General features: G+C 59.5%; 21 protein-coding genes. 14 read left to right on the top strand and 7 right to left on the bottom strand.

Annotation, left to right across the window (positions count from 1 at the left end):
* The first annotated feature begins 157 nt into the window (after positions 1 to 157).
* Both ACM6IN_RS22690 and ACM6IN_RS22685 read left to right on the top strand, forming a co-directional pair.
* Positions 158 to 1,921 carry a hypothetical protein gene (locus ACM6IN_RS22690; protein WP_414916734.1) on the top strand — a complete coding sequence of 588 codons (1,764 nt, stop codon included), beginning with the start codon at positions 158 to 160 and terminating at the stop codon, positions 1,919 to 1,921.
* Between the two features lie 320 nt (positions 1,922 to 2,241).
* The gene (locus ACM6IN_RS22685) at positions 2,242 to 3,945 is read left to right on the top strand and encodes a hypothetical protein (protein WP_414916733.1); all 1,704 of its coding nucleotides are present in this window, start codon (positions 2,242 to 2,244) and stop codon (positions 3,943 to 3,945) included.
* Positions 3,946 to 4,281: 336 nt separating this feature from the next.
* Here ACM6IN_RS22685 and ACM6IN_RS22680 read toward each other — a convergent pair whose 3' ends face one another.
* The 3 genes from ACM6IN_RS22680 to ACM6IN_RS22670 are packed head-to-tail and all read right to left on the bottom strand — an operon-like array spanning position 4,282 to position 5,961.
* A complete protein-coding gene (locus tag ACM6IN_RS22680; protein WP_007909580.1) occupies positions 4,282 to 4,872 on the bottom strand; it encodes an LON peptidase substrate-binding domain-containing protein in 591 nt (196 codons plus the stop codon).
* 10 nt (positions 4,873 to 4,882) lie between these two features.
* Positions 4,883 to 5,599 (bottom strand): LrgB family protein, encoded by a 717-nt coding sequence (locus ACM6IN_RS22675; protein ID WP_108226259.1) that lies wholly within the window; start codon positions 5,597 to 5,599, stop codon positions 4,883 to 4,885.
* On the bottom strand, positions 5,599 to 5,961 hold the full coding sequence (locus ACM6IN_RS22670) for a CidA/LrgA family protein (protein ID WP_007909577.1): 363 nt from the start codon (positions 5,959 to 5,961) through the stop codon (positions 5,599 to 5,601). Before ACM6IN_RS22670 ends, ACM6IN_RS22675 begins: the two co-directional genes overlap by 1 nt.
* Before the next feature lie 194 nt (positions 5,962 to 6,155).
* Here ACM6IN_RS22670 and ACM6IN_RS22665 point away from each other — a divergent pair, with 194 nt between their 5' ends.
* From ACM6IN_RS22665 to ACM6IN_RS22655, 3 genes are all read left to right on the top strand, one after another.
* Positions 6,156 to 6,611 carry a MaoC family dehydratase gene (locus ACM6IN_RS22665; protein ID WP_007909575.1) on the top strand — a complete coding sequence of 152 codons (456 nt, stop codon included), beginning with the start codon at positions 6,156 to 6,158 and terminating at the stop codon, positions 6,609 to 6,611.
* Between the two features lie 102 nt (positions 6,612 to 6,713).
* Complete coding sequence (locus ACM6IN_RS22660) at positions 6,714 to 8,441, top strand: C13 family peptidase (RefSeq protein ID WP_414895089.1); 1,728 nt, start codon at positions 6,714 to 6,716, stop codon at positions 8,439 to 8,441.
* Between the two features lie 27 nt (positions 8,442 to 8,468).
* Positions 8,469 to 9,110, top strand: coding sequence for an oxidoreductase (locus ACM6IN_RS22655; RefSeq protein WP_007909571.1), 642 nt, complete (start codon positions 8,469 to 8,471; stop codon positions 9,108 to 9,110).
* Between the two features lie 127 nt (positions 9,111 to 9,237).
* On the opposite strand, the gene ACM6IN_RS22650 is transcribed toward ACM6IN_RS22655, so the two are convergent.
* The 4 genes from ACM6IN_RS22650 to ACM6IN_RS22635 form a co-directional block, all read right to left on the bottom strand.
* Positions 9,238 to 9,522 carry a YceK/YidQ family lipoprotein gene (locus ACM6IN_RS22650; RefSeq protein ID WP_007909569.1) on the bottom strand — a complete coding sequence of 95 codons (285 nt, stop codon included), beginning with the start codon at positions 9,520 to 9,522 and terminating at the stop codon, positions 9,238 to 9,240.
* Positions 9,515 to 10,162, bottom strand: a complete 648-nt coding sequence (ubiX, locus tag ACM6IN_RS22645; RefSeq protein WP_007909567.1) for a flavin prenyltransferase UbiX — start codon at positions 10,160 to 10,162, stop codon at positions 9,515 to 9,517. Before ubiX ends, ACM6IN_RS22650 begins: the two co-directional genes overlap by 8 nt.
* Positions 10,159 to 11,508 (bottom strand): UDP-N-acetylmuramate:L-alanyl-gamma-D-glutamyl-meso-diaminopimelate ligase, encoded by a 1,350-nt coding sequence (mpl, locus tag ACM6IN_RS22640; RefSeq protein ID WP_414916732.1) that lies wholly within the window; start codon positions 11,506 to 11,508, stop codon positions 10,159 to 10,161. The genes ubiX and mpl overlap by 4 nt, the downstream gene beginning before the upstream one ends.
* A 266-nt stretch (positions 11,509 to 11,774) precedes the next feature.
* Entirely contained in the window at positions 11,775 to 13,688 is a 1,914-nt protein-coding gene (locus ACM6IN_RS22635) for a sigma-54-dependent Fis family transcriptional regulator (protein WP_414916731.1), read from the bottom strand.
* Between the two features lie 301 nt (positions 13,689 to 13,989).
* Between ACM6IN_RS22635 and ACM6IN_RS22630 the strand changes: the two genes are divergently transcribed.
* The 9 genes from ACM6IN_RS22630 to ACM6IN_RS22590 all read left to right on the top strand — a co-directional run bounded on the left by ACM6IN_RS22630 (position 13,990) and on the right by ACM6IN_RS22590 (position 23,301).
* Positions 13,990 to 15,510 carry an aldehyde dehydrogenase family protein gene (locus tag ACM6IN_RS22630; RefSeq protein ID WP_414916730.1) on the top strand — a complete coding sequence of 507 codons (1,521 nt, stop codon included), beginning with the start codon at positions 13,990 to 13,992 and terminating at the stop codon, positions 15,508 to 15,510.
* A gap of 178 nt (positions 15,511 to 15,688) precedes the next feature.
* Positions 15,689 to 17,140 carry an ethanolamine permease gene (gene eat, locus ACM6IN_RS22625; protein WP_007910884.1) on the top strand — a complete coding sequence of 484 codons (1,452 nt, stop codon included), beginning with the start codon at positions 15,689 to 15,691 and terminating at the stop codon, positions 17,138 to 17,140.
* Between the two features lie 52 nt (positions 17,141 to 17,192).
* Positions 17,193 to 18,587, top strand: coding sequence for an ethanolamine ammonia-lyase subunit EutB (locus ACM6IN_RS22620; RefSeq protein ID WP_038361972.1), 1,395 nt, complete (start codon positions 17,193 to 17,195; stop codon positions 18,585 to 18,587).
* A 5-nt stretch (positions 18,588 to 18,592) separates the two neighbouring features.
* On the top strand, positions 18,593 to 19,417 hold the full coding sequence (gene eutC, locus ACM6IN_RS22615) for an ethanolamine ammonia-lyase subunit EutC (protein ID WP_123375936.1): 825 nt from the start codon (positions 18,593 to 18,595) through the stop codon (positions 19,415 to 19,417).
* A gap of 115 nt (positions 19,418 to 19,532) precedes the next feature.
* Complete coding sequence (locus tag ACM6IN_RS22610; protein ID WP_007910890.1) at positions 19,533 to 19,994, top strand: GNAT family N-acetyltransferase; 462 nt, start codon at positions 19,533 to 19,535, stop codon at positions 19,992 to 19,994.
* 229 nt (positions 19,995 to 20,223) lie between these two features.
* Positions 20,224 to 20,874 carry a DedA family protein gene (locus ACM6IN_RS22605; protein ID WP_007910892.1) on the top strand — a complete coding sequence of 217 codons (651 nt, stop codon included), beginning with the start codon at positions 20,224 to 20,226 and terminating at the stop codon, positions 20,872 to 20,874.
* Between the two features lie 4 nt (positions 20,875 to 20,878).
* Positions 20,879 to 21,691 carry a zinc-dependent peptidase gene (locus ACM6IN_RS22600; RefSeq protein ID WP_007910894.1) on the top strand — a complete coding sequence of 271 codons (813 nt, stop codon included), beginning with the start codon at positions 20,879 to 20,881 and terminating at the stop codon, positions 21,689 to 21,691.
* 112 nt (positions 21,692 to 21,803) lie between these two features.
* Positions 21,804 to 22,331 carry an inorganic diphosphatase gene (gene ppa, locus ACM6IN_RS22595; RefSeq protein ID WP_003205933.1) on the top strand — a complete coding sequence of 176 codons (528 nt, stop codon included), beginning with the start codon at positions 21,804 to 21,806 and terminating at the stop codon, positions 22,329 to 22,331.
* A gap of 223 nt (positions 22,332 to 22,554) precedes the next feature.
* The gene (locus ACM6IN_RS22590) at positions 22,555 to 23,301 is read left to right on the top strand and encodes a helix-turn-helix transcriptional regulator (RefSeq protein ID WP_042704877.1); all 747 of its coding nucleotides are present in this window, start codon (positions 22,555 to 22,557) and stop codon (positions 23,299 to 23,301) included.
* The last annotated feature ends 232 nt before the right edge of the window (positions 23,302 to 23,533 follow it).

Genomic DNA, 23,533 nt, shown 5'->3' with positions numbered 1-23,533 from the left:
CGCGTCTGGAGATCATTCCGCGCACAACCCGGCAATTCCCACACCGGAAAACATTCCCGGCCATTTTCCACTCCAATCGCCTTCTTCCTCCAAGCGGCCCCGTATGGATGAGCCAGGCAGCTCCCGACAAGGAACCTCGCCAATCGAAGTCAGCGTCATGTCGCCCGACCGTGCCGACCCGCCATTTTTTCCGGCAACCTCACTCGAAGATTTCGTGCAACCCTACTTCGGTGATCTGCCTGCACCCAATGCAACCGGTGTCAGGCGTTATCTCACCAAAGAGTGGGTCGATGTCCAGCTTCCAGGCACGCAAGGCCGGCAGCACGTTTGCGTTAAATACGACGCCGACCTCAAGGCATATCGAGTGATGTCCTTCAGACGTCTGGCCCCTGGCCCACCGATATACCGAACCACGCAGGACAATCTATGGAGCCTGGATCGTCACCGCACGCTCCTGAATGGCGATGATTATGCGTTCTCCGCGACCCCAAACGCTGATGGCCACTACGCATTCCGCGCTTTCGGATCGAGCAGTGATTCAGCCATTCTCGGCTATGCCATCAAAAACCCGGAGCATCACTGGCTTGCCATCGATCCCGCGCAAGCAAAACACGAGAGACTGGCCGACAGGCAACTGGCGCAATGGTCGGATCAGGACATCCAGCAAATGTACATTCTGGATGACACCCGGATCGCCGCCTTCCGCACAGAAGCGCAAGCCTCAGGCAAGGCACCGGACTGGGCACCCCGGGCGCAGAACAGCGAAGACCATCTGTTTGTCGCCGAGTCATTGAAGTGGCTGCATCCACAACTGCCTCTTGCCCAGCGTCTGGAATTACAACGCAGCTATAATCTGACCCAAGACCAACTGTGTCGTCTGCGTACTGAATCGGGCGACGGCCAGATACCGGAATGGGCCGAACAGCATAAACGTCTGAGCCTCGACCCGAGCAATGACCAGCGCTTCAAACTGATCGCCGACGAACTGGAAAACTACGTTCAAGACTTGAGAAGCCAAGGGCTGGCCCTCGACCATCACTGGCCCGCCACCCGGTACAGCGATGTTTTTTTAGCCGATTACGCGACCCACCTTGGCTACCAGCGAACCCGACACAACATGCTCTACCGCACGGACATTCCGGCGATGTTCCGGGGCGAAACCCGATTACCCTTCGAATTGGCCCGGGACGGGCGGATGATTTACCGCAAAGGCAATCCCACGGGCACCACGAACAAGCGTGCGCTGAGTGCAACGTTCGGACTGCATGACGCCACCGCTTATGCGGCAACCAGGGGCGGCTTCTATCACGAGCTGCATTACAACTCGCAGGCCAATCGTTTTCCCGGCGTGAATCCACAGAGTTCCAAAGGACGCAGCAGTGAGCCCTCGGATTCCGGCGACAGTTCAGTGTCGGACGGTAAACGGACCGGCGACGAAGCCGACTCCGACAGCTCGTTCGTTTTCGATGAGTCGAAAGGTTATGAATCCACTCGCCGCCAGCAAAAGACTTCCTTTGTGTATGTCATCGACACACGCGGTCTGGAAGTGGTGCCGGGGGCGGAGAACAAGGCATTCAACCCCGGCAACAGTAAATTCTTCTTCGACGAACTGGAGGGGCATATCTCGACGCCCACACGCGGCATCAGTGCCGAGCGGATCTGGCTGGTACGTTCCGACCTGACGCGCGCCGCCCGGGTCAAGGATGTACTGGAGCAGGCCGCTGACCGAGTCGCTGCAATCGAACAGGCAACCTGGGCGGGAACCGACAGTCAAACAGGCAGCTATTTTGGCAGCAACGCTTATGACAGCCTGATCGATGGAATCGCCGGTTCAGGCGGCCTGATTCTTGAACTCCCCAAGGGCGACAAGACGTTCGCCGACGACATCGTCTGGCCGGCTCCCGAGCATGACCGGCCCTGACTCATTCAGCCAATGGATGGCTGACTCAATCACATGGAGTGACTTTTATGCGCCAAAAACCCGGGCCACTGCGCCCATCCCCAACCACAGAGACATCCGCCACCTCGACACCCCGTCCTGCGCCCTCCGATCGTCCAGTCGATCTGGATCCCCGGTTGCCTGGCCGCATCAGACCGGACGGGACAAACGAATCACCGGGCATTAACGCCGACGGCCCTCACAGCAGCACCTCAAAAGTGGAATCCGCCTTATCGATTACACAGATGCCCGAAACGCAAATGCCCCGGCCTCGTACAACAACCTCGCCCCTCGAGCCCTATTTGCAGAACGTCGATGCGTCTTTGAGCCACGACGCAGGCGGGCTGAAGATTCACAAGGGTCGCACGTTCGCGGACATCGCCCAGGAAGATGGATCAGCCGCCGGACTGACGGTGATGGTGGCGTTCCACGATCTGATGAAAGCCTACCGGGCCAGGTTGCCGAGTGAGCGGGTGCCATCCGGTCCTCCGCTCTATCGAGTCGCTGACAGCAACCTCTGGAGCTTGAAAAAGCCCATTGCGTACTACCCTCTTGATCGCTACACCGTGCATGAAAAGGGTCATACCTACACTAGTAACGTGCCAGATGCACAAGGCTATTACGCGGTACACGAATGGAAACATGTGCCGCTTCACGGGAACTCTATCATGCGCCGTAATGTCGGCTTTGCCTTCAAGGATCGATACGGCCATCTGGTTAAAGTCGAGCCGAGCGAGGCTCGCGGAGACGCATCCGTACCCTTGAAGCTTGCGCACTGGACCGATCGCGAAATATGGGACGTGTACAACATCCACGGTGCAGAAGTTGTGGCCTTTCGAGCCGAGGCCCAAGCCAGCGGCAGAGCGCCGGACTGGGCAAGACGCACCGATAATGACGATCACCACAAATCCCTCATGAACTCCATGAGATGGTCCTATCCGCAGAAATCCCGGAGCGAATGCGCCGAACTTCTGCGCAGCTACAACTTGACCATCGCCCAGCAAAAACGCTTGCTCCCGGACATGGATAATGGCTTTCCCGAATGGACCGAACAGCACAAACGATTGACTCAGAACACGCTGGACGAACGCCGCTTCGATCAGATTGCAGAGGAAATACAGCCATTGATTCTAAGAATAAGAGAAGAAGGCGAGCAGCCTGATTTCGACTCACATCCCGTTGCACAACGCTATGAAGAAAGTTTTCTGAAAAGTTATCTGGAATATGCCGGCTACCAGCTCACCAGGCATGGCTACCTTTTCAGAACGGACATCCCGGCCATGTTCCGCGCCGATTTGCGCACGCCTCTCGAACTGGCGCGGGACAAACGACTGGTGAAATTGAGGGGTAACCCTTCAGACTCCACGAACAAATCGGCTTTCAGTGCGACATTCTCTGTGGCCAAGCTCAAGTCCTACATGTTTTTTGATTACTACTCCAACCCTCGGCATTACAACAGCCAAGCTAACCGTTATCCGGGGCATTTCTCTGACAGCGACTCGTCGAGCGGGAATCGACACAGTTCAGCTAACGATTCTGATACATCGTTTGAAATGGACGACTCGCGTAACTATCCATTGCTGCGGCGCGAACAACGTCTTGGCTTCCGTTACATCATCGACACCCGCGGCATCGAAGTGGTCCCCCGAGATGAAAATATTTACCTGAACGACATGGATTTTGACGGTGATCCATTGGAAGGCCGGATATCAATGCCGACGCGAGGTATCAGCGCAGAAAGAATCTGGCTGGTGAGATCGGACCTGAGCCAGGCAGTCAGAGTCGAGGATATCTTGCGGCAGGCCGGTGACAACGCTGAGGCTATCGAGAAAGCCACATGGGCAGGTACCGACGGGGACGATGTCTATTCTTATGGACTCACTGCTTACGACAAATTGATAGATCAAATAGCCAACTCCGGCGGTGTCGTGTTGAAGTTGCCAAAAGGCGAAAACACCTACTCTAACGATGTGACCTGGCCAGTGGCCGAACATTACCGAGTCTGACAAAAGGCGCCATTCATTTAAAAATGAATGGCGCCTTTTTATTAATCAGCGGCTGGACGTTATTTGATCACCTTGATCACGAATGTTGCTGGTTTGTTATTGAACGCGTTATGCCCCGTCAGATGAGGGTCGACATTGAGGAATGATCCGTTTCGGCATGCTTCAGAATATACATGCCGGCAATGTCATCCCAAAACTCCCACTCGTCTTCATATACAGTCATGATTTCATCCTTATTTTTATTCAAGTCGCCCGTCTCCTGCGGGCAACTTGAAATCAAGACAAAGACGAAAGCAAACAATGCTGGCAGATGCAATGAGTTAATTCAAAGTGCAACTAGGCGAACAATTCACCCTGTAGCTCGTCAAGCAATGCCTGAATCGCATCCAACCGTTGCTGGGGATCGTCAAGTTGCAGCAGGTCGATCTTGTCTTCTTCTGCGAACGGCAGCAGATAGGCCAATTGATTAGCCAGCGATTGCTGACCCAGCGCATCGGTGCCCATGTTCAGCGCTTCGACCATCGGATGCTCGGCCAACGCCTTGAGCAGCGCCACCAGGTCAGCGTCTTCGTCCTGAAGCGGTTGCTCGGGCTCGTCATCCAGCCAGTCGACATCGGCGAGGATCAACTGGTCGCGCTGCACCTCGGTACGCGACACCGTGAACCGCCGCCCACCTTGGACACGAATGCCCAGCAAGCCGTTGTCCTGCTGCTGGAAGTCGGTGATGCGTGCTTCGCAGCCGACCAAGGCAAAACCTTGTGGTGCGACGCCGACTTCTTGGCCGTCGAGGATGCACACCACGCCGAAACCGCCGCCCTGTTTCATGCAGCGGCCGATCATGTCCAGGTAGCGCGCTTCGAAGATCTGCAAGTCGAGGTTGCAGCCGGGAAACAGCACTGTGTTCAGCGGGAAAAGCGGCAGACTCATAGACATTTCCTTACACCACCATCGACACCGCCAACGGCAGGAAGACTGCCGTGGCCACGCCCATCAGACTCATTGCCAGCGCCGCGAAGGCACCGCACTCATCACTTTCCTGCATGGCCACCGCCGTGCCGACCGCGTGGGCGGTCATACCCAGCGCCATGCCGCGCGCTTCGGGGCTGTGCACACCGAGGCGGTTCAACAGCGTCGGACCAAAGATCGCGCCAATCACCCCGGTGATCAACACGAAAACCGCCGCCAGCGCCGCAACGCCGCCGATCTGTTCGGCCACCAGCATGGCGATCGGTGAAGTCACCGACTTCGGCGCCATGGTCATCAGGATCATGTGCTCGGCACCGAACCACCAGCCCAGCAACACGCCCATGCCCGTCGCCACCACCCCGCCTATCACCAGCGTAGTAAAAATCGGCCAGAACAATTGGCGAATACGCCGCAGATTGAGATACAGCGGCACCGCCAGCGCCACGGTCGCCGGGCCAAGCAGAATGCTGAGGATCTCGGTGCTCTTGCGATACTCGGCGTAGGTCAGGCCGCAGCCGACCAGAACACCAATCACCAACAGCATGGAGACCAGCACAGGTTGCAGAAAGATCCAGCGGGTTTTCTCGAACGCCGCCAGCACCAGTTGATAAGCACCGAGGGTAATGCCGATGCCGAACAGCGGATGATGAATGACCGAAGCCCAGGCGCCCTGCCAGTCGAAAAGCATCAGGATTCCTCCGACGCTGGCGCGTGCCGTTTAACCAGGCGCTGCATCAATACCCCGGCGAACGCCATCGACAGCAGCAGCGACAGCACCAGTGCGCCGACAATCGCCCAGAAATCGGCGGCAATGGCTGTGGCGTAAACCATCACGCCGACGGCTGGTGGCACCAGCAGCAATGGCAGATAACGCAGCAGACTGCCGGCCGCAAGGTTCAGCGGTTCGCCGACTTCACCGCGAATGATCAGGAAGACCAGCAACAGCAGCAGGCCGATGATCGGCCCCGGCAGCACCGGCAACAGCAAATGATTGAGCGCCGTGCCGAGCAATTGAAACAGCACCAGCAAGGTCAGGCCACGTAGCAACATCCGACATCTCCGTCTTACTTTTTGCCCAGCAGGGGCTCGGCATTATAAGCACGCCTGCGCTATGGATCGGCATTCGCCAAAAGCATGGTCGGTTGACCGGAGCAAATCGCCATGATGATCTACAGTGGTTCGCAGGGAGGTCAAATCCCCCCACCTGAAAAACTATAAAACCGATGAACCCAAGGAGAGTCTCAATGCCCTATGTTCCCGTTGCAGAGCTCAAAGATTATGTCGGCAAGGAACTCGGACGTTCCGAATGGCTCACCATCGATCAGGAACGCATCAACCTGTTCGCCGAAGCCACCGGTGATTATCAGTTCATTCACGTCGACCCGGTCAAAGCCGCGCAAACGCCATTTGGCAGCACCATTGCCCACGGTTTCCTGTCGTTGTCGCTGATCCCGAAATTGATGGAAGACATCCTGATCCTGCCGCAAGGCGTGAAGATGGTCGTCAACTACGGTCTGGACAGCGTGCGTTTCATCCAGCCAGTGAAGGTCAATTCCAAAGTTCGCCTGAAGGTCGATCTGGGTGAAGTCACCGAGAAAAAACCCGGGCAGTGGCTGCTCAAAGCCACCGCGACCCTGGAGATAGAAGGTTCGGACAAACCGGCCTATATCGCCGAGCCACTGTCGCTCTGCTTCGTCTGATGGTTCCGGATGCGAAGCAGCGCACGCTGTTTCGCGTCACGTCTCTATATATGCGACGCATAGCTGCGGCATACTCGGTCGCCTAATTGCCCGGATCCCGCTATGCGCTCACTCGCTCGTCTTGCACCCCTTGCCTTGACCCTGATGCTCACCGCGTGCGGCGACGGCGAATCGCTGTTGCCGCCGGATGCGCGCCTGCCCGACGGCGGACGCTATCGCGGTGAACTGGTCGATGGCTTGCTGCAAGGTCAGGGCCGCGTCGACTACCCCAACGGCAGTTGGTATGCCGGGCAGTTCGACAAGGGCCAATGGCATGGTCAGGGCGAATGGCATGGCAGCAATGGCGAGGTCTATCGCGGACAGTTCCAGCAAGGCCTGTTCGACGGTCAGGGCAGTCTGACCACCAACGCCAGCAGTTACACCGGCGGCTTCAAGCAGGGCCGCCGCGAAGGCGAAGGCACGCTGAAAGAAAACGCCATGACCTACCGTGGCGAGTTCAAGGCTGATCAATACTCCGGGCTCGGACGTCTGGAAATGGACGACGGCAGCTCCTATCAAGGCCAGTTCGCCCACGGCAAACCGAACGGCGAGGGTCAGCGCGGCGACGCCAGCGGAAACTCGTTCAGCGGGCATTTCGTCAACGGTCAGCTGGAAGGCAACGGCACCTTCAACAGCGCGGACGGCGATATCTACGTCGGCGGCTTCAAGAACAATCAACTGCACGGCAAAGGTCGCTACGAAAACGCCGACGGCGATGTCTGGCTCGGCCAGTTCAAGGAAGGCGCGCTGACCGGCAAGGGCGAACTGATCGGCGCCGATGGCAGCCATTACATCGGCGTGTTCAGCGACTGGCGCTTCAGCGGTCAGGGCCGTTTGAACCTGCCTGATGGCAGTTTCTACATCGGCGGTTTCGACAACGACAGTTACTCCGGACGCGGCACCCTGGTGCTCACCGATGGCAGCGTCATGAGTGGCACCTGGATCAACGGCCAGCGCGTGCGCGACGCCGACGGCAAGTTGCTGCCCGATACGCTCGAACTCGGTTTGCTCGCTCAGGGCCGTCTGCTCGAGGACGCACTGGCCGCCATTCCCGCGTCGACCCCGGCAGTCGAGCTGTACACCCTGACCCTCGGCGGTGACGGCAAGCAAAGCGTGTTCCTGCGTGAATCCGACTATGTCGCCAACATGCTCAATACGCGCTTCGGCGCTTATGGCCAGATCCGTCTGGTCAACCACCGCGACCACCTCGGCGACCGGCCGATGGCCACCCGCGAGAACCTGCGCCGCGCCGCACAAACCCTCGCCGAACGCAGTGGCCCGGAAGATTTGCTGTTCATCTACCTGACCAGCCACGGCACCGCCGAACATGAACTGGTGCTCGACCAGCCGCGCATGGAACTGGCCGACCTGCCCGCCGACGAACTCGCCGCCGTACTCGCGCCGCTGAAGAATCGCGACAAGATCATCGTGATCTCGGCCTGCTACTCCGGCGGTTTCATCCCCGCGCTGAAAGACGAACGCACGCTGATCATGACCGCCTCGCGCGCTGACCGGGTGTCCTTCGGCTGCTCGGAAGAAGCTAACTTCACCTACTTCGGCGACGCGCTGTTCGCCCAGGCTCTGAATCAGACCGACGATCTGGAGCAGGCCTTCAAACTGGCCAAAGCCACCGTCGCCGAGCGTGAACTGGCGGACAATTTCGAAGCGTCGGAGCCGCAGATCTGGGCGCCGAAAACCGTGCTCTCGCACTGGCAACTGCTGCGCAAACAGCAAGCCAGAAAAGCATTGCAAAGTGCTGCGTTGAACGACGGAGCGATAAAGAGCAACTAAGCTGAACAGTATCAAGGGAGAGACACTATGTACTTGACGCCTCAGCACGTATTGCTTGCCGGAGCCACCGGTTTGACTGGTGAACATCTACTCGACCGTTTGCTCAACGAGCCAACGATTTCACGCGTGCTCGCCCCTTCGCGTCGACCCTTGGCGGAACATCCGCACCTGGAAAATCCGGTGGGCGATCCGCAGGCGTTTCTGCCGCAGCTCAGTGGTCGCGTCGATATCGCCTATTGCTGCCTCGGCACCACCATCAAACAGGCCGGCTCGGAAGCGGCGTTTCGCGCGGTGGATCTGGACATGGTCGTGGCCTTCGCCAAACGCGCGCGGGAGATGGGCGCGCGGCATCTGATTGTGATCAGCGCGATTGGCGCCGATCCGAAATCGTCGGTCTTCTACAATCGGGTCAAAGGCGAAATGGAGCAGGCATTGCGTGCGCAGGACTGGCCGCAACTGACCATTTGCCGGCCATCGCTGTTGTTGGGTGAGCGAACTGAACCGCGTCTTGCCGAGCAACTGGCCGGACCTTTGTCGAAGCTGATTCCGGGTAAATACCGAGGCATCGAAGCTTGCCATTTGGCGCGGGCGATGTGGCGCCTTGCCCTGGAAGAGCAGGATGGGGTACGGGTGATCGAGTCGGATGAGCTGCGCAAGCTCGGCAAATAATCTTCCGCCGCATGATCGTTCCCACGCTCTGCGTGGGAATGCAGCCACGGACGCTCTGCGCCCCAAAGCATGACGCAGAGCTTCGCCGGAGGCGTTACCACGCAGAGCGTGGCAACGATCTGTCTAACTACAATCCGCCCGTTGCCTGGAAGCTCACACCGATCACCGTCAGCAATGACAATGGCAACAGCAGCGTATCGAGCAACGCACTCGCTGGCAGGTCTACCCCCGGATAGCTCGGCGCCTCAGCCCCGAACCGATCCATCGCGCAACACCCGCCATTCAATGCATACAAATCCAGCCGCGTCCCGGAGTACACCACAGGCGCGCCCGGCTTGGCGGCGTCGAGGGTGCGCGCAGTGGCGCAACCGGTCAGTTGCAGCGCCAGCAAAATCGCCAGCAGCTTATTCATCGCTGCTCAGATGATGCTCACCCCAACGCGGCAGCATGTCCTGAGGAATGCCGAGCAGATTGAGAATCCGCGCCACAACGAAATCGATCAGGTCATCGATGGTCTGCGGTTGGTGATAGAAACCCGGCGAAGCCGGCAGAATCGTCACGCCCATGTTCGACAGCTTGAGCATGTGCTCCAGATGAATGCTCGAATACGGCGCCTCCCGCGGCACCAGAATCAACTGGCGACGCTCTTTCAAAGTGACGTCGGCGGCGCGCTCGATCAGGTTATTGCAGGCGCCGGTGGCAATCGCCGACAACGTCCCGGTAGAGCACGGCACCACGACCATTGCTGCCGGTGCGCCGGAGCCCGAAGCTACCGGCGACATCCAGTCTTCCTTGCCGTATACGCGGATCTGCCCGGCGGCGGCCCCGGTGTATTCGGTGAGGAAGGCCTGCATCATCTGCGGCTTCGGCGGCAGCGTCACATCGGTCTCGGTGGCCATCACCAGTTGCGCAGCCTTGGAGATCAGGAAGTGCACTTCGCGATCTTCCCGCACCAGACAATCGAGCAGGCGCAAGCCGTACTGAGCGCCGGAGGCACCGGTCATGGCCAGTGTGATGCGTTCCGGGCCATTGCTCTCAAAACGAGTGTTCATTGCAGCGCCTCGGCGAGTTTGCCGTGCAGGCCGCCGAAGCCGCCGTTGCTCATGATCACTACGTGAGTGCCGGGCTGCGCCTGGCTCTTCACGCGCTCGATGATGCCTTCCAACGAATCGCTGACAATCGACGGCACGGTGCACAGTGCGGCGGTGCCGGCGAGGTCCCAGCCGAGGTTGGCCGGGGCGTACCAGATCACCTGATCGGCATCGACCACGCTGTCGGGCAAACCATCACGGTGCGCGCCGAGCTTCATCGAGTTGGAGCGCGGTTCGATGATCGCGACCAGCGGTGCGTCGCCGATGCGTTTGCGCAAACCGTCGAGAGTGGTGGCAATCGCCGTCGGGTGGTGGGCGAAATCGTCGTAGATGGTGATGCCGCGCACTTCGGCGACTTTCTCCATGCGGCGCTTGACGTTCTTGAATGCGCTCAACCCGGCAATGCCCATCGATGGCACCACGCCAACATGACGCGCAGCCGCCAAAGCAGCCAAGGCGTTGGCGACGTTGTGCTGACCGGTCAGCTCCCATTCGACGGCGCCCTGCGACACGCCTTCGAACATCACTTCGAACGCCGAGCCGTCTTCGCTCAGCAGTTTGACCTGCCACTGACCGCCGGCACCGGTGGTTTGCACCGGGGTCCAGCAGCCCATTTCGATCACACGTTGCAAGGCCGGCTCGGTGGTCGGGTGGATGACCAGACCTTCACTTGGGATGGTGCGCACCAAGTGATGGAATTGCCGCTCGATCGCCGGCAGATCCGGGAAGATGTCGGCGTGATCGAACTCAAGGTTATTGAGGATCGCGGTGCGTGGGCGGTAATGAACAAACTTCGAGCGCTTGTCGAAGAATGCGCTGTCGTATTCGTCGGCCTCGATCACGAAGAACGGTGTACCGCCCAAGCGAGCAGAGACCGAGAAGTTTTGCGGCACGCCGCCGATCAGGAAGCCCGGGCTCATGCCGGCATGTTCCAGGACCCAGGCGAGCATGCTGCTGGTGGTGGTTTTGCCGTGCGTACCGGCTACCGCCAGTACCCAGCGACCTTGCAGCACGTGGTCAGCCAGCCACTGCGGGCCGGAGACGTACGGCAGGCCTTTGTTCAGGACATATTCCACCGCCGGGTTACCGCGCGACATGGCGTTGCCGATCACCACCAGATCCGGTGCCGGATCGAGCTGCGCCGGGTCATAGCCCTGCGTCAGTTGAATGCCTTGGGCTTCCAGCTGTGTGCTCATCGGTGGATAGACGTTGGCGTCGGAGCCGGTCACGTGATGGCCCAGCTCTTTGGCCAACACCGCCATCGAGCCCATGAAAGTGCCGCAGATACCCAGAATATGAATGTGCATAGTCGACCTCGTAAAACATGGCCGCAGGTTAGCGTAGGGAGGGGGAAATCGCACTCTTTAGGTGAGGGGCGGGGATGGTTGGGCTTGGGGTTCAGGCTCCGCTGTAGATTGCGGCCCCTCACCCCAGCCCTCTCCCGAGGGAGAGGGAGCCGATCTACGTTGCTTTCAAATCCTGAGTTCGGCCCAATATTTCAGGTCGGCGTAGATCAGTAGACCGACTCGGTCAGTCCCCTCTCCCTCTGGGAGAGGGTTAGGGTGAGGGCCTTCTAACTGACTCGCCGCTCAATCCCGTGCTTACGCAGCTTTCTATAAAGAGTATTGCGGCTGACACCCAGTTGCTGCGCCGTGTGGGTCATGTGCCAGCGGGTTTGCTCCAGCGCATTGAGCAGAGCCAACCGTTCGGCGTCTTCCAGCGGATGATCGGACTCCTTAACCGCCATTACTGCCGGACTCCCCTGCCGAATCATTGCCGGCAAATCCTCAATCCCGATCCGCCCCTCATCACACAACGCGGCTAACGTGCGCAGCACATTGCGCAACTGCCGCACATTCCCCGGCCAGTTGAAGGCCAGCAATGCCTGACGCGCCGACTCTTCGATCAGGATCGTTTCGCCACCCGCCTCTTCAGCCAGCAGAAAATCCAGCAACTGCGATTTATCGCCACGCTCACGCAACGCCGGCAGCGCCACTTCCAGCCCGTTGAGCCGGTAATACAAGTCTTCGCGGAAGCTGCCATCGGCGACCCGCTCCAGCAGGTTGCGGTGGGTGGCGCTGATGATTCGCACGTTGACGGCCTCGGGCTCGCCACCGATCGGCACCACTTGCCGATCTTCCAGCACCCGTAATAACCGGGTCTGCAAGGCCAGCGGCATGTCGCCGATTTCATCGAGGAACAACGTGCCGCCATCGGCCTGCTGCAACTTGCCGCGCATGCCGTCCTTTCTTGCGCCGGTGAAACTGCCGCCGCGATAACCGAACAACTCGCTCTCGATCAGGCTTTCCGGGATAGCCGCGCAGTTGAGGGCGACGAAAGCTTTGCGCGAACGCTGGCTGGCCTGGTGCACAGCCTTGGCGAAGGCCTCTTTGCCAGAGCCGGTTTCGCCGTTGATCAGCAGCGGTACATCACGTTCGAAGACGCGCAGGGCTTTACGGAAATCGGCCTGCAACGTCTCGTCACCGAGACAGATGCCCGACAGGCGCGGCGCCTCAGCCACTACCGGTGTCGCTACCATAGGCACAGGTTTGCGCGATTCCCCGCGCAACACGGCAAACAAATGTCGGCCGTCACGGGTGCGCAGCGGCCAACTGGCGCTGGCATGGGCACTGGCGCGGCCAAGCAATTCATCCAGCGAACAATCGAAAAACGCCTCGACCGGTTTACCGAGCAAGCCGCCACGAATATGCCCAAGCAAATTCAGTGCACTCTGGTTGACTGCGCTGATCCGCCCTTCGCCGTCAAACGCCAGCAAACCTTCGCTGAACAACCCGACCGATTCGGCCTGCAAATGAAAACGCAACAACCATTGGTTATCGAAACAGCGCAGAAAGTAGCAACTCTCGATCATCTTCGCCGACAGATTGACCAGCGCCATGGTGTGAAACTGGCTCTGTCGCGAGACATCGTGGCGCGCCGACGACACGTCGAGCACCGCGAGCAGTTCGCCATGCGGGTCAAATACCGGGCTCGCCGAACAGGTCAGGCCGGTGTGGCGACCGCGAAAGTGCTCATCCTGATGAATGGTCAGCGCCTGCCGTTCAACCAGACAGGTGCCGATGCCGTTGGTGCCTTCGCAAGCCTCGCTCCAGTCCGCACCGAGCCAGAGGCCGGCGCGTTCGAAGATCTTGCGTTCGGCCGGCGCGGTGACGCAGTTGAGGATCACCCCGCGCGCGTCGGTCAACAGCACAGCATGGCCGGCGCCGGAAAGTTGTTGATGCAGGCTGCTCATTTCATTGCCGGCGATCTGCAATACCTGCTGCAGACGTTCGCGGCTTTCGAGAACGCGGCCATGTTCGAGCACGGTCGGCGCCATGCTCAGCGCCGGGTCGAGGTGATAGTCCTCCAGGCAGCGCAGCCACGAACGGGCAATTGATGGATCGGCACCGGGACCGTGCAGGTGCGGTTTGCCCTGGGTAGCGGTGAGAACCTGTTGGGCATGGCGACTCAAATGGTTGTCGTGCATTTCTTATTGTTCTCCCCGAGGCTCGACGGCCCAATGCTGAGGTGACGCCCAGCATCCTCCAGCCACCGCCGCATTGCAATGCTGGCAAGACTGCCCGGTCACCGGCTGTGCCGAAAGCGGTACAAACTGTCACCCCCTCTGTACCGAAACCATCACAGGCGCGATCCACTCGTCCGACAGAAATCACGCAACACCTTGATTTACCTGCCCTGCACGGCAGTGGCCCGACCTTTGCTCTACGCTTATAGCAAGCGCACTTGCGCGTTTCTCTAATAAGTACAAAGCCAAGGAGAACATCATCATGCGTTACGCTCACCCCGGTACTGACGGCGCCAAAGTCTCGTTCAAAGCCAAGTACGGTAACTACATCGGCGGCGAGTTCGTCGCGCCTGTCAAAGGTCAGTACTTCACCAACACCTCGCCAGTGAATGGCCAGCCAATTGCCGAATTCCCACGCTCCACTGCCGAAGACATCGACAAGGCACTGGACGCCGCCCACGCCGCTGCCGATGCGTGGGGCGCGACCTCCGTGCAGGCGCGCTCGCTGATCCTGCTGAAAATCGCCGACCGCATCGAAGCCAACCTCGAATTGCTGGCGATCACCGAAACCTGGGACAACGGCAAAGCCATCCGCGAAACCCTCAACGCCGACATCCCGCTGGCGGCCGACCATTTCCGTTACTTCGCCGGCTGCCTGCGCGCGCAAGAAGGCAGCGCTGCCGAAATCGACGGCAACACCGTGGCGTACCACATTCATGAACCGCTGGGCGTGGTTGGCCAGATCATCCCGTGGAACTTCCCGATCCTGATGGCCGCGTGGAAACTTGCACCAGCGCTGGCCGCCGGCAACTGCGTGGTACTCAAACCCGCCGAGCAAACCCCGCTGGGCATCACTGTGCTGCTGGAACTGATCGGTGACCTGCTGCCACCGGGCGTGCTGAACATTGTTCAGGGCTACGGCAAAGAAGCTGGCGAAGCGCTGGCGACCAGCAAACGTATCGCCAAGATTGCCTTCACCGGCTCGACGCCGGTCGGCTCGCACATCATGAAATGCGCCGCCGAGAACATCATCCCGTCCACCGTGGAACTGGGCGGCAAATCGCCGAACATCTTCTTCGAAGACATCATGCAGGCCGAACCGACGTTCATTGAGAAAGCCGCCGAAGGTCTGGTGCTGGCGTTCTTCAACCAGGGCGAGGTGTGCACCTGCCCTTCCCGCGCACTGGTACAGGAATCGATCTACGACGAGTTCATGGCTGTCGTGATGAAGAAAGTCCTGCAAATCAAACGTGGCGATCCGCTGGACACCGACACCATGGTCGGCGCGCAGGCGTCCGAGCAGCAATTCGACAAGATTCTTTCGTACCTGGAAATCGCCAAGGGCGAAGGCGCCGAGTTGCTGACTGGCGGCAAGGTGGAAAAACTCGAGGGCAATCTGTCGACCGGCTATTACATCCAGCCGACCCTGCTCAAGGGCACCAACAAGATGCGCGTGTTCCAGGAAGAAATCTTCGGCCCGGTGGTGAGCATCACCACGTTCAAGGACGAAGCCGAAGCCCTGGCGATTGCCAACGACACCGAGTTCGGCCTCGGCGCCGGTCTGTGGACCCGCGACATCAACCGCGCCTATCGCATGGGCCGCGCGATCAAGGCCGGTCGTGTGTGGACCAACTGCTACCACCTGTACCCGGCGCACGCTGCATTTGGCGGGTACAAAAAGTCCGGCGTTGGCCGTGAGACTCACAAGATGATGCTCGATCACTACCAGCAGACGAAAAACCTGCTGGTGAGCTACGACATCAATCCGTTGGGCTTCTTCTAAACCTGCAGCACTGATCGTTCCCACGCTCTGCGTGGGAATGCCGCCCGGGACGCTCCGCGTCCCACCAAAGCCGAACGCAGAGCGTCCGTTGAGGCATCCCCACGCAGAGCGTGGGGACGATCATGCTACCCACCGGCAAAAAAGCCGGGCCAATACAACAATAAGAAAGGTAAACCCTATGCCTAGCGAATCCCCGGCTGGCGCTCCGGCGACCGGCGCCTCCGTCGACTTTGAAAAAGTCGGATCGGATTACTTTCAACAACGCGAACTGAAAAAAGGTGCCGCCGGCTGGGTACTGCTGGTCGGTCTGGGCGTTGCCTACGTGATTTCCGGTGACTATGCCGGCTGGAACTTCGGCCTCGCTCAGGGTGGCTGGGGCGGCATGTTCCTGGCGACGTTGCTGATGGCCACCATGTACCTGTGCATGTGCTTTTCTCTGGCCGAGTTGTCTTCGATGATCCCCACCGCTGGCGGTGGCTACGGTTTTGCCCGCAGTGCATTCGGGCCGTGGGGCGGGTTTCTCACCGGCACCGCGATCCTCATCGAATACGCCATTGCCCCTGCGGCTATCGCGGTGTTTATCGGTGCCTACTGCGAATCGCTGTTCGGCATCGGCGGCTGGATGATCTATCTGGCCTTCTACATCATTTTCATTGCCATCCACATATTCGGGGTCGGCGAAGCGCTCAAGCTGATGTTTGTCATCACCGCCGTCGCCGCGTTGGCGCTGGGGGTGTTTCTGGTGGCCATGGTGCCGCACTTCGACGTCGCCAACCTGCTCGACATTCCGGTCACTGCTGCGGCGGGCGCCAGTCCGTTTCTGCCATTCGGCTATGTCGGCGTCTGGGCGGCGATTCCCTATGCGATCTGGTTCTTCCTTGCCGTTGAAGGCGTGCCGCTGGCTGCCGAGGAAACCAAGAACCCAAAACGTGATCTGCCGCGTGGCTTGATCGGCGCCATGTTGGTGCTGCTCATGTTTGCCCTGTTGATTCTGATCGTCGGCCCCGGCGGTGCGGGCGCCAACTCGCTGCTGACCTCCGGTAACCCGTTGGTCGAAGCGTTGAGCAAAGCCTATGGCGGCTCGACCTGGATGGGCAGTTTCGTCAACCTCGTGGGGCTGGCCGGACTGATCGCGAGTTTCTTCTCGATCATCTATGCGTACTCGCGGCAGATTTTCGCGCTGTCACGGGCCGGCTACCTGCCACGCAAACTGTCCGAAACCAATAAAAGCAAGGCACCGGTCCTGGCGCTGGTGATTCCCGGCATCATCGGTTTTGGGCTGTCGCTGACCGGCCAGGGCGATCTGCTGATTCTGGTGGCGGTGTTCGGCGCAACCATTTCCTACGTGCTGATGATGGCCGCGCACATCACCTTGCGGATTCGCCGCCCCAAAATGGACCGGCCGTACCGCACACCGGGCGGCATCTTCACCTCCGGCGTGGCCTTGGTGCTGGCGTGCATCGCCGTGGTCGCGGGTTTCCTGGTCGATCCACGGGTGGTAATCGGTGCCGCCGTCATCTATGGAGTGTTAATTGCTTACTTTGCGTTCTACAGTCGACATCACTTGGTAGCAGGCACGCCGGAAGAAGAATTCGCGGCGATCCAGAAGGCTGAGCAAGCCTTGCACTGAGTGCCGACAATCCCGGCGCAGGCTCGGTCTGCGCCGTCACGGAGAATTGTGTATGGCCAGTTTCGCTCACACGGTCGGCGCCCAGACCTATCGCTTCGACAGTCTCAAGGACGTCATGGCCAAGGCCAGCCCGGCGCGCTCCGGGGACTTCCTCGCTGGCGTCGCCGCGCTCAATGACGGCGAGCGCGTGGCTGCGCAAATGGCGCTGGCAGACATTCCGCTTACGCATTTCCTGCAAGAAGCGCTGATACCCTACGAGTCCGATGAAGTCACCCGGCTGATCATCGACACCCACGACAAACAGGCCTTCGCCGTGGTCAGCCACCTCACCGTGGGTGGTTTCCGCGACTGGTTGCTCAGCGACGCCGCCGACGAAACCAGCCTGCGCAACCTAGCCCCCGGCCTGACCCCGGAAATGGTCGCCGCCGTATCGAAGATCATGCGCGTGCAGGATCTGGTGCTGGTGGCGCAAAAGATTCGCGTGGTAACCAAGTTTCGCGGCACTCTCGGCCTGCGCGGACGGCTGTCGACGCGCCTGCAACCCAATCACCCGACCGACGAACCGTCCGGCATCGCCGCGAGCATTCTCGACGGTCTGCTCTACGGCAATGGCGACGCGATGATCGGCATCAACCCGGCCACCGACAGCATCGCCTCGATCTGCGCGATGCTGGAGATGCTCGACGCAATCATCCAGCGCTACGACATCCCGACTCAGGCCTGCGTGCTCACCCACGTCACCACCTCCATAGAGGCGATCAACCGTGGCGTGCCGCTGGATCTGGTGTTCCAGTCCATCGCCGGCACCGAAGCGGCCAACGCCAGTTTCGGCATCAACCTCAACGTGTTGCAGGAAGGCTACGACGCCGGTCTGAGCCTGAACCGCGGCACTCTCGGGCAGAACCTGATGTATTTCGAAACCGGTCAGGGCAGCGCACTGTCGGCCAACGCCCACCACGGCGTCGACCAACAGACCTGCGAGACCCGGGCCTACGCCGTAGCACGACATTTCAAGCCGTTTCTGGTGAACACCGTCGTAGGATTTATCGGCCCGGAATACCTCTACAACGGTAAACAGATCATCCGCGCCGGCCTCGAAGACCATTTCTGCGGCAAGCTGCTCGGCGTGCCGATGGGCTGCGACATCTGCTACACCAACCACGCCGAAGCCGATCAGGACGACATGGACACCTTGCTGACGTTGCTTGGGGTCGCCGGGATCAACTTCATCATGGGCATCCCCGGCTCCGACGACATCATGCTCAATTACCAGACCACTTCGTTTCATGACGCGCTCTACGCCCGGCAGACCCTGGGCCTGAAACCGGCGCCGGAGTTCGAGCAATGGCTGGCCAACATGGGCATCTTCACGCAAGCGGACGGCAAGGTTCGCTTTGGCAACAACTTGCCGCCGGCCTTCCGCCAGGCACTGGCGCAACTGGGATGAGTCACATGGAAAAACCGCCCATCGACCCGCAAAACCCGTGGCTGGAACTGCGCCGCCTGACCCCGGCACGCATCGCTCTCGGCCGCACCGGCACCAGCCTGCCGACCAGCGCGCAACTGGATTTTCAATTTGCCCATGCCCAGGCACGTGATGCCGTGCATCTGCCATTTGATCATGCCGGACTCAGCGCGCAACTGAACGAGCGCGGACGCGAATCCTTGTTGCTGCACAGCGCCGCCGTGGATCGCAACAGCTACCTGCAACGCCCGGATCTGGGGCGCAAGCTCAGCGAAGAATCGGCGCAGGCCTTGCGCGAGTACGCAGCGGCGCATCCGGGCGGTGTCGATCTGGCAATTGTCGTGGCTGACGGTTTGTCGGCACTGGCGGTGCATCGGCATACCTTGCCGTTTCTCACGCGACTGGAAGAGCAGATGAGCGCCGACGGCTGGTCGATGGCGCCCGTTGTCCTGGTGGAACAGGGCCGCGTTGCCGTCGGTGATGAGATCGGCCAACTGCTCGGCGCAAAAATGCTGGTGATGCTGATCGGCGAACGCCCGGGCCTCAGTTCGCCAGACAGCCTCGGTTTATATTTCACCTACAATCCAAAGATCGGCCTGACCGACGCCTACCGCAACTGCATTTCCAATGTACGGCTCGAAGGCTTGAGCTACGGCATGGCGGCGCATCGCTTGCTGTACTTGATGCGGGAAGCTTGTCGCAGACAGCTGTCGGGCGTGAATCTGAAGGACGAAGCACAGGTTCAGACGCTGGAGTCGGACGCCGGTGCGGACATGAAAGGAAACTTCCTACTCAGCCCGCCCCCTGCCTGAACCGTTTCCGCATTGCGTTTCTGCGCAGGTTTCAGGCAGGATCGATGCACGGCCGCACGGGTTTCCCATCGCCGTCAGAGCAGTTGAAGACAGCCACTTGAAGACGAGACCTATCATGCGGATTATTCAAGCGACCCTCGAACATCTGGATTTGTTGACCCCGTTGTTCGTCAAATATCGCGAGTTCTACGGTTCCCTGCCTTACCCGGATTCCTCCCGCGCCTTCCTCGAAAAACGCCTGCGCCGCAAGGAGTCGGTGATCTATCTGGCGCTGGCCGATGATGACGACAAGAAGCTGATGGGGTTCTGTCAGCTGTACCCAAGCTTTTCTTCGCTGTCACTCAAGCGCGTCTGGATCCTCAACGACATCTATGTCGCCGAAGACGCCCGCCGCCAACTGGTCGCCGATAACCTGATCCGCACCGCAAAAAAAATGGCCAAGGAAACCCAGGCGGTGCGTATGCGCGTCTCCACCAGCAGCAACAATGAAGTCGCGCAGAAAACCTACGAGTCCATCGGGTTCAAGGAAGACACCGAGTTCAAGAACTACGTGCTGCCGATCAGCGAAGAACTCTGATCGCGCGGTTTGCCTGTGATGAGGGAGCAAGCTCCCTCGCCACAATGATTATCTGTCTGACAAATCCTCACATCCCGACATCCCCCGCTACAAAACCAACGCGCTTTTCATCCTTCAGACCGTATAATCCCGAGCTTTCCGGCTTGTAAGAAAAACTACACCCCGCTGTAGGCTTACACGAAGTCATCCGCACAGGCCTGCCGAGTCGGGCCGTCACACAGGTGCCCCCATGGATTTCAACCCGCTCGACCTTATCCTGCATCTCGATGTGTACCTCGATTTGCTGGTGAACAACTATGGGCCATGGATCTACGCCATCCTGTTTCTGGTGATCTTCTGTGAAACCGGTCTGGTAGTGATGCCCTTCCTGCCGGGTGACTCGTTGCTGTTCATTGCCGGTGCCGTTGCGGCGGGCGGTGGCATGGATCCGGTGCTGTTGGGCGGCCTGCTGATGCTCGCGGCGATCCTTGGCGACAGCACCAACTACGTGATCGGACGAACGGCTGGCGAGAAACTGTTCAGCAACCCGAACTCGAAAATCTTCCGTCGCGATTACCTGCAAAAAACCCACGACTTCTACGACAAGCATGGCGGCAAGACCGTAACGCTGGCGCGCTTCCTGCCGATCATCCGTACCTTTGCGCCGTTCGTCGCCGGCGTAGCGAAGATGCCATACCCGCGCTTCTTCGGTTTCAGCGTGCTGGGCACCATCCTCTGGGTCGGCGGTCTGGTGACGCTGGGCTACTTCTTCGGCAACGTACCGTTCATCAAGAAAAACCTGTCGTTGCTGGTGGTGGCGATCATTCTGTTGTCGCTGGTGCCGATGATCCTCGGCGTGGTTCGCAGCCGTTTCGGCGGCACCAAAGCCCAATCGCACTAAGCCGATGTGGTCGCTGAGCGCCTGGCGTCGCCGGCGCATTCTGGCCAGGCACCCGATTGCCGACGAGATGTGGCAGCGGGTGCGCCATCACCTGAGTTTCCTTGACGGTATCAGCGCTACCGAAGACCAGTGGCTGCGCGAAGCCTGCGTGCTGTTTCTCGAGGACAAACACCTGAGCGCCCTGCCCGGCGTCGAACTGCATCAGGAACAACGCCTGCTGCTCGCCGCCCAGGCGCAATTACCACTGCTGAATCTGGGCGACCTGAACTGGTATCAGGGTTTTCACGAGATTGTTCTGTATCCCGACGATTTCCTCAGCCCGCAACGTCATCGCGATGCCAGCGGCGTCGAGCATGAGTGGGACGGTGAACACAGCGGCGAAGCCTGGCAACAGGGGCCAATCATCCTCGCCTGGCCGGGCGTGATGGCCAGTGGTGGCTGGGAAGGCTATAACCTGGTGATCCACGAACTGGCGCACAAACTCGACATGCTCAATGGCGACGCCAACGGTCTGCCGCCACTGCATGCTGACATGCGCGTCAGCGACTGGGCCGAAGTGATGCAACACGCCTACGACGATCTCAACCGTCAGCTCGATCGCAATCCTGACGCCGAAACCGCCATAGATCCCTACGCCGCCGAGAACCCGGCCGAATTCTTTGCCGTTACCAGCGAGTACTTTTTCAGCGCCCCGGATCTGCTGCACGAGGCTTATCCACAGGTCTATGCGCAGCTACAGCTTTTCTACCGTCAGGACCCGTTGAGCCGGTTACGGCAACTTCAGGCCACAGACCCGGTCTATCAGGCGCACGACTAAGCTCTGCACGACTTTCGGTACATGGCGCCGACGGCAGAATATGCCTATAATCGCCGCCACTTTTTGGTCAATCCGGCCAAGTGTTTTTGGTCAACTACGGGGGCAACGCCCAATGAGCTACAGCAAGATTCCGGCTGGCAAAGACCTGCCGAACGACATCTACGTCGCGATCGAGATTCCGGCCAACCACGCGCCGATCAAATACGAAATCGACAAAGACAGCGATTGCCTGTTCGTTGACCGTTTCATGGCCACCCCAATGTTCTACCCGGCCAACTACGGTTACATCCCGAACACCCTGGCTGACGACGGTGATCCCCTCGACGTGCTGGTTGTGACCCCTTATCCGGTTGCGCCAGGCTCGGTGATCCGCGCGCGTCCAGTCGGCATCCTGAACATGACTGACGACGGCGGCGGCGATGCCAAAGTCATCGCAGTGCCACACGACAAGCTGTCCCAGCTTTACGTCGATGTGAAGGAATACACCGACCTGCCGCCACTGCTGATCCAGCAGATTGAGCACTTCTTCGCGAACTACAAAGATCTCGAAAAAGGCAAATGGGTCAAGATCGAAGGCTGGGCCGGTGCAGACGCCGCCCGCGAAGCGATCACCAAGTCGGTTGCCGCCTACAAAGGCTAAGCACCTGCGCTACGCGCGAGGCTTGAAGAAAACCCCGGTTGATCCGGGGTTTTTTGTGCTCGGCAAAAGTCGTCTTAAACAGAGTGTTTATGGCGGACTACAGAAAAGTTTTAGCCTGTGTAATTTCCCACAAGATCGTCTTACATCCCGTCGCAAAATTCAGCCCGTTTTTGAACGTCCGGTTTATTCAAACCGCTCTGGCACGGCCGTAGACTCCGTGTTTATGAGAAAGAACACTAGCGGTCCAAGATTCAAGGCACTCCTGGAAGCTGCGAACATCTCGACAACGGGTTTCGCAAAGTTCTGGGGCACGGAAGCCCAAAATGTCCACAACTGGTACACCCGGGGCGTCCCGGCGTATCGCATGGAAGAAGTCTCACGCCTGCTGTCCGTCAACAGCGAATGGCTGAAAACCGGCGAAGGCACAAAAGAGCTGCCAAGCCTGACTCCGCCTGCCAGCAACGGCGACAGCTTTGACGCCCACGATCCACAGGGCGCCTACCGATTCATCCATCCCAACGACATTGAACTGGCCTTCTTCAAAGAAACACCCCTGACCAACGGCTCCGACAAAACCCACGTCATTCAGGACCCGGACCTGTCCATCCGCCTGCTGCGTGCACCACTGGATCAACTGGAAATCCGCCACGCCGACGCCATCTGCGCGCACATGATCGGCAACAGCATGGCCGAACGCATCGAAGACGGCTCCATCGTCGCCATCGACCGCGGCCTGACAAAAGTGGTGGACGGCGAAATCTACGCCATCGAACACGACGGCATGCTGCGCATCAAATACCTGCACCGTATGCCCGGCAACGGCCTGCGCCTGCGCAGCCACAACAGCGCCGAATACCCGGACGAAGTGTTCCACCCGGCGCAGATTGAAGAGCAACGGATTCACATATTGGGCTGGGTGTTCTGGTGGTCGACGGTGAGCAAACGGCGGCCGGTGGTGCCGTTTCTTTGATCTCACGGCCCGCAAAGCCCCCTGTAGGAGTGAGCCTGCTCGCGATGAGGCCCTGATAATCGGTACAAATCTCGAATTTGTTCGACTGCGGTCGCTCTAAACCGCACTTCAGGCTGGGAATCCACAACAAAACTCAGTATCCTGCGCCCCACATTTGCGCATCGACCCGCCCCGCGGCTCAGACAGCGCCCGACGCGGCAGACCAACGTCTGACCAAGTCCCACAGCCGGAC

Source organism: Pseudomonas sp. IT-P395, from assembly GCF_949767675.1.
Classification (GTDB): Bacteria; Pseudomonadota; Gammaproteobacteria; order Pseudomonadales; family Pseudomonadaceae; genus Aquipseudomonas.
Note: the sequence above shows the minus strand (reverse complement) of the source record. Positions and strands in the feature narration are given on the sequence as shown.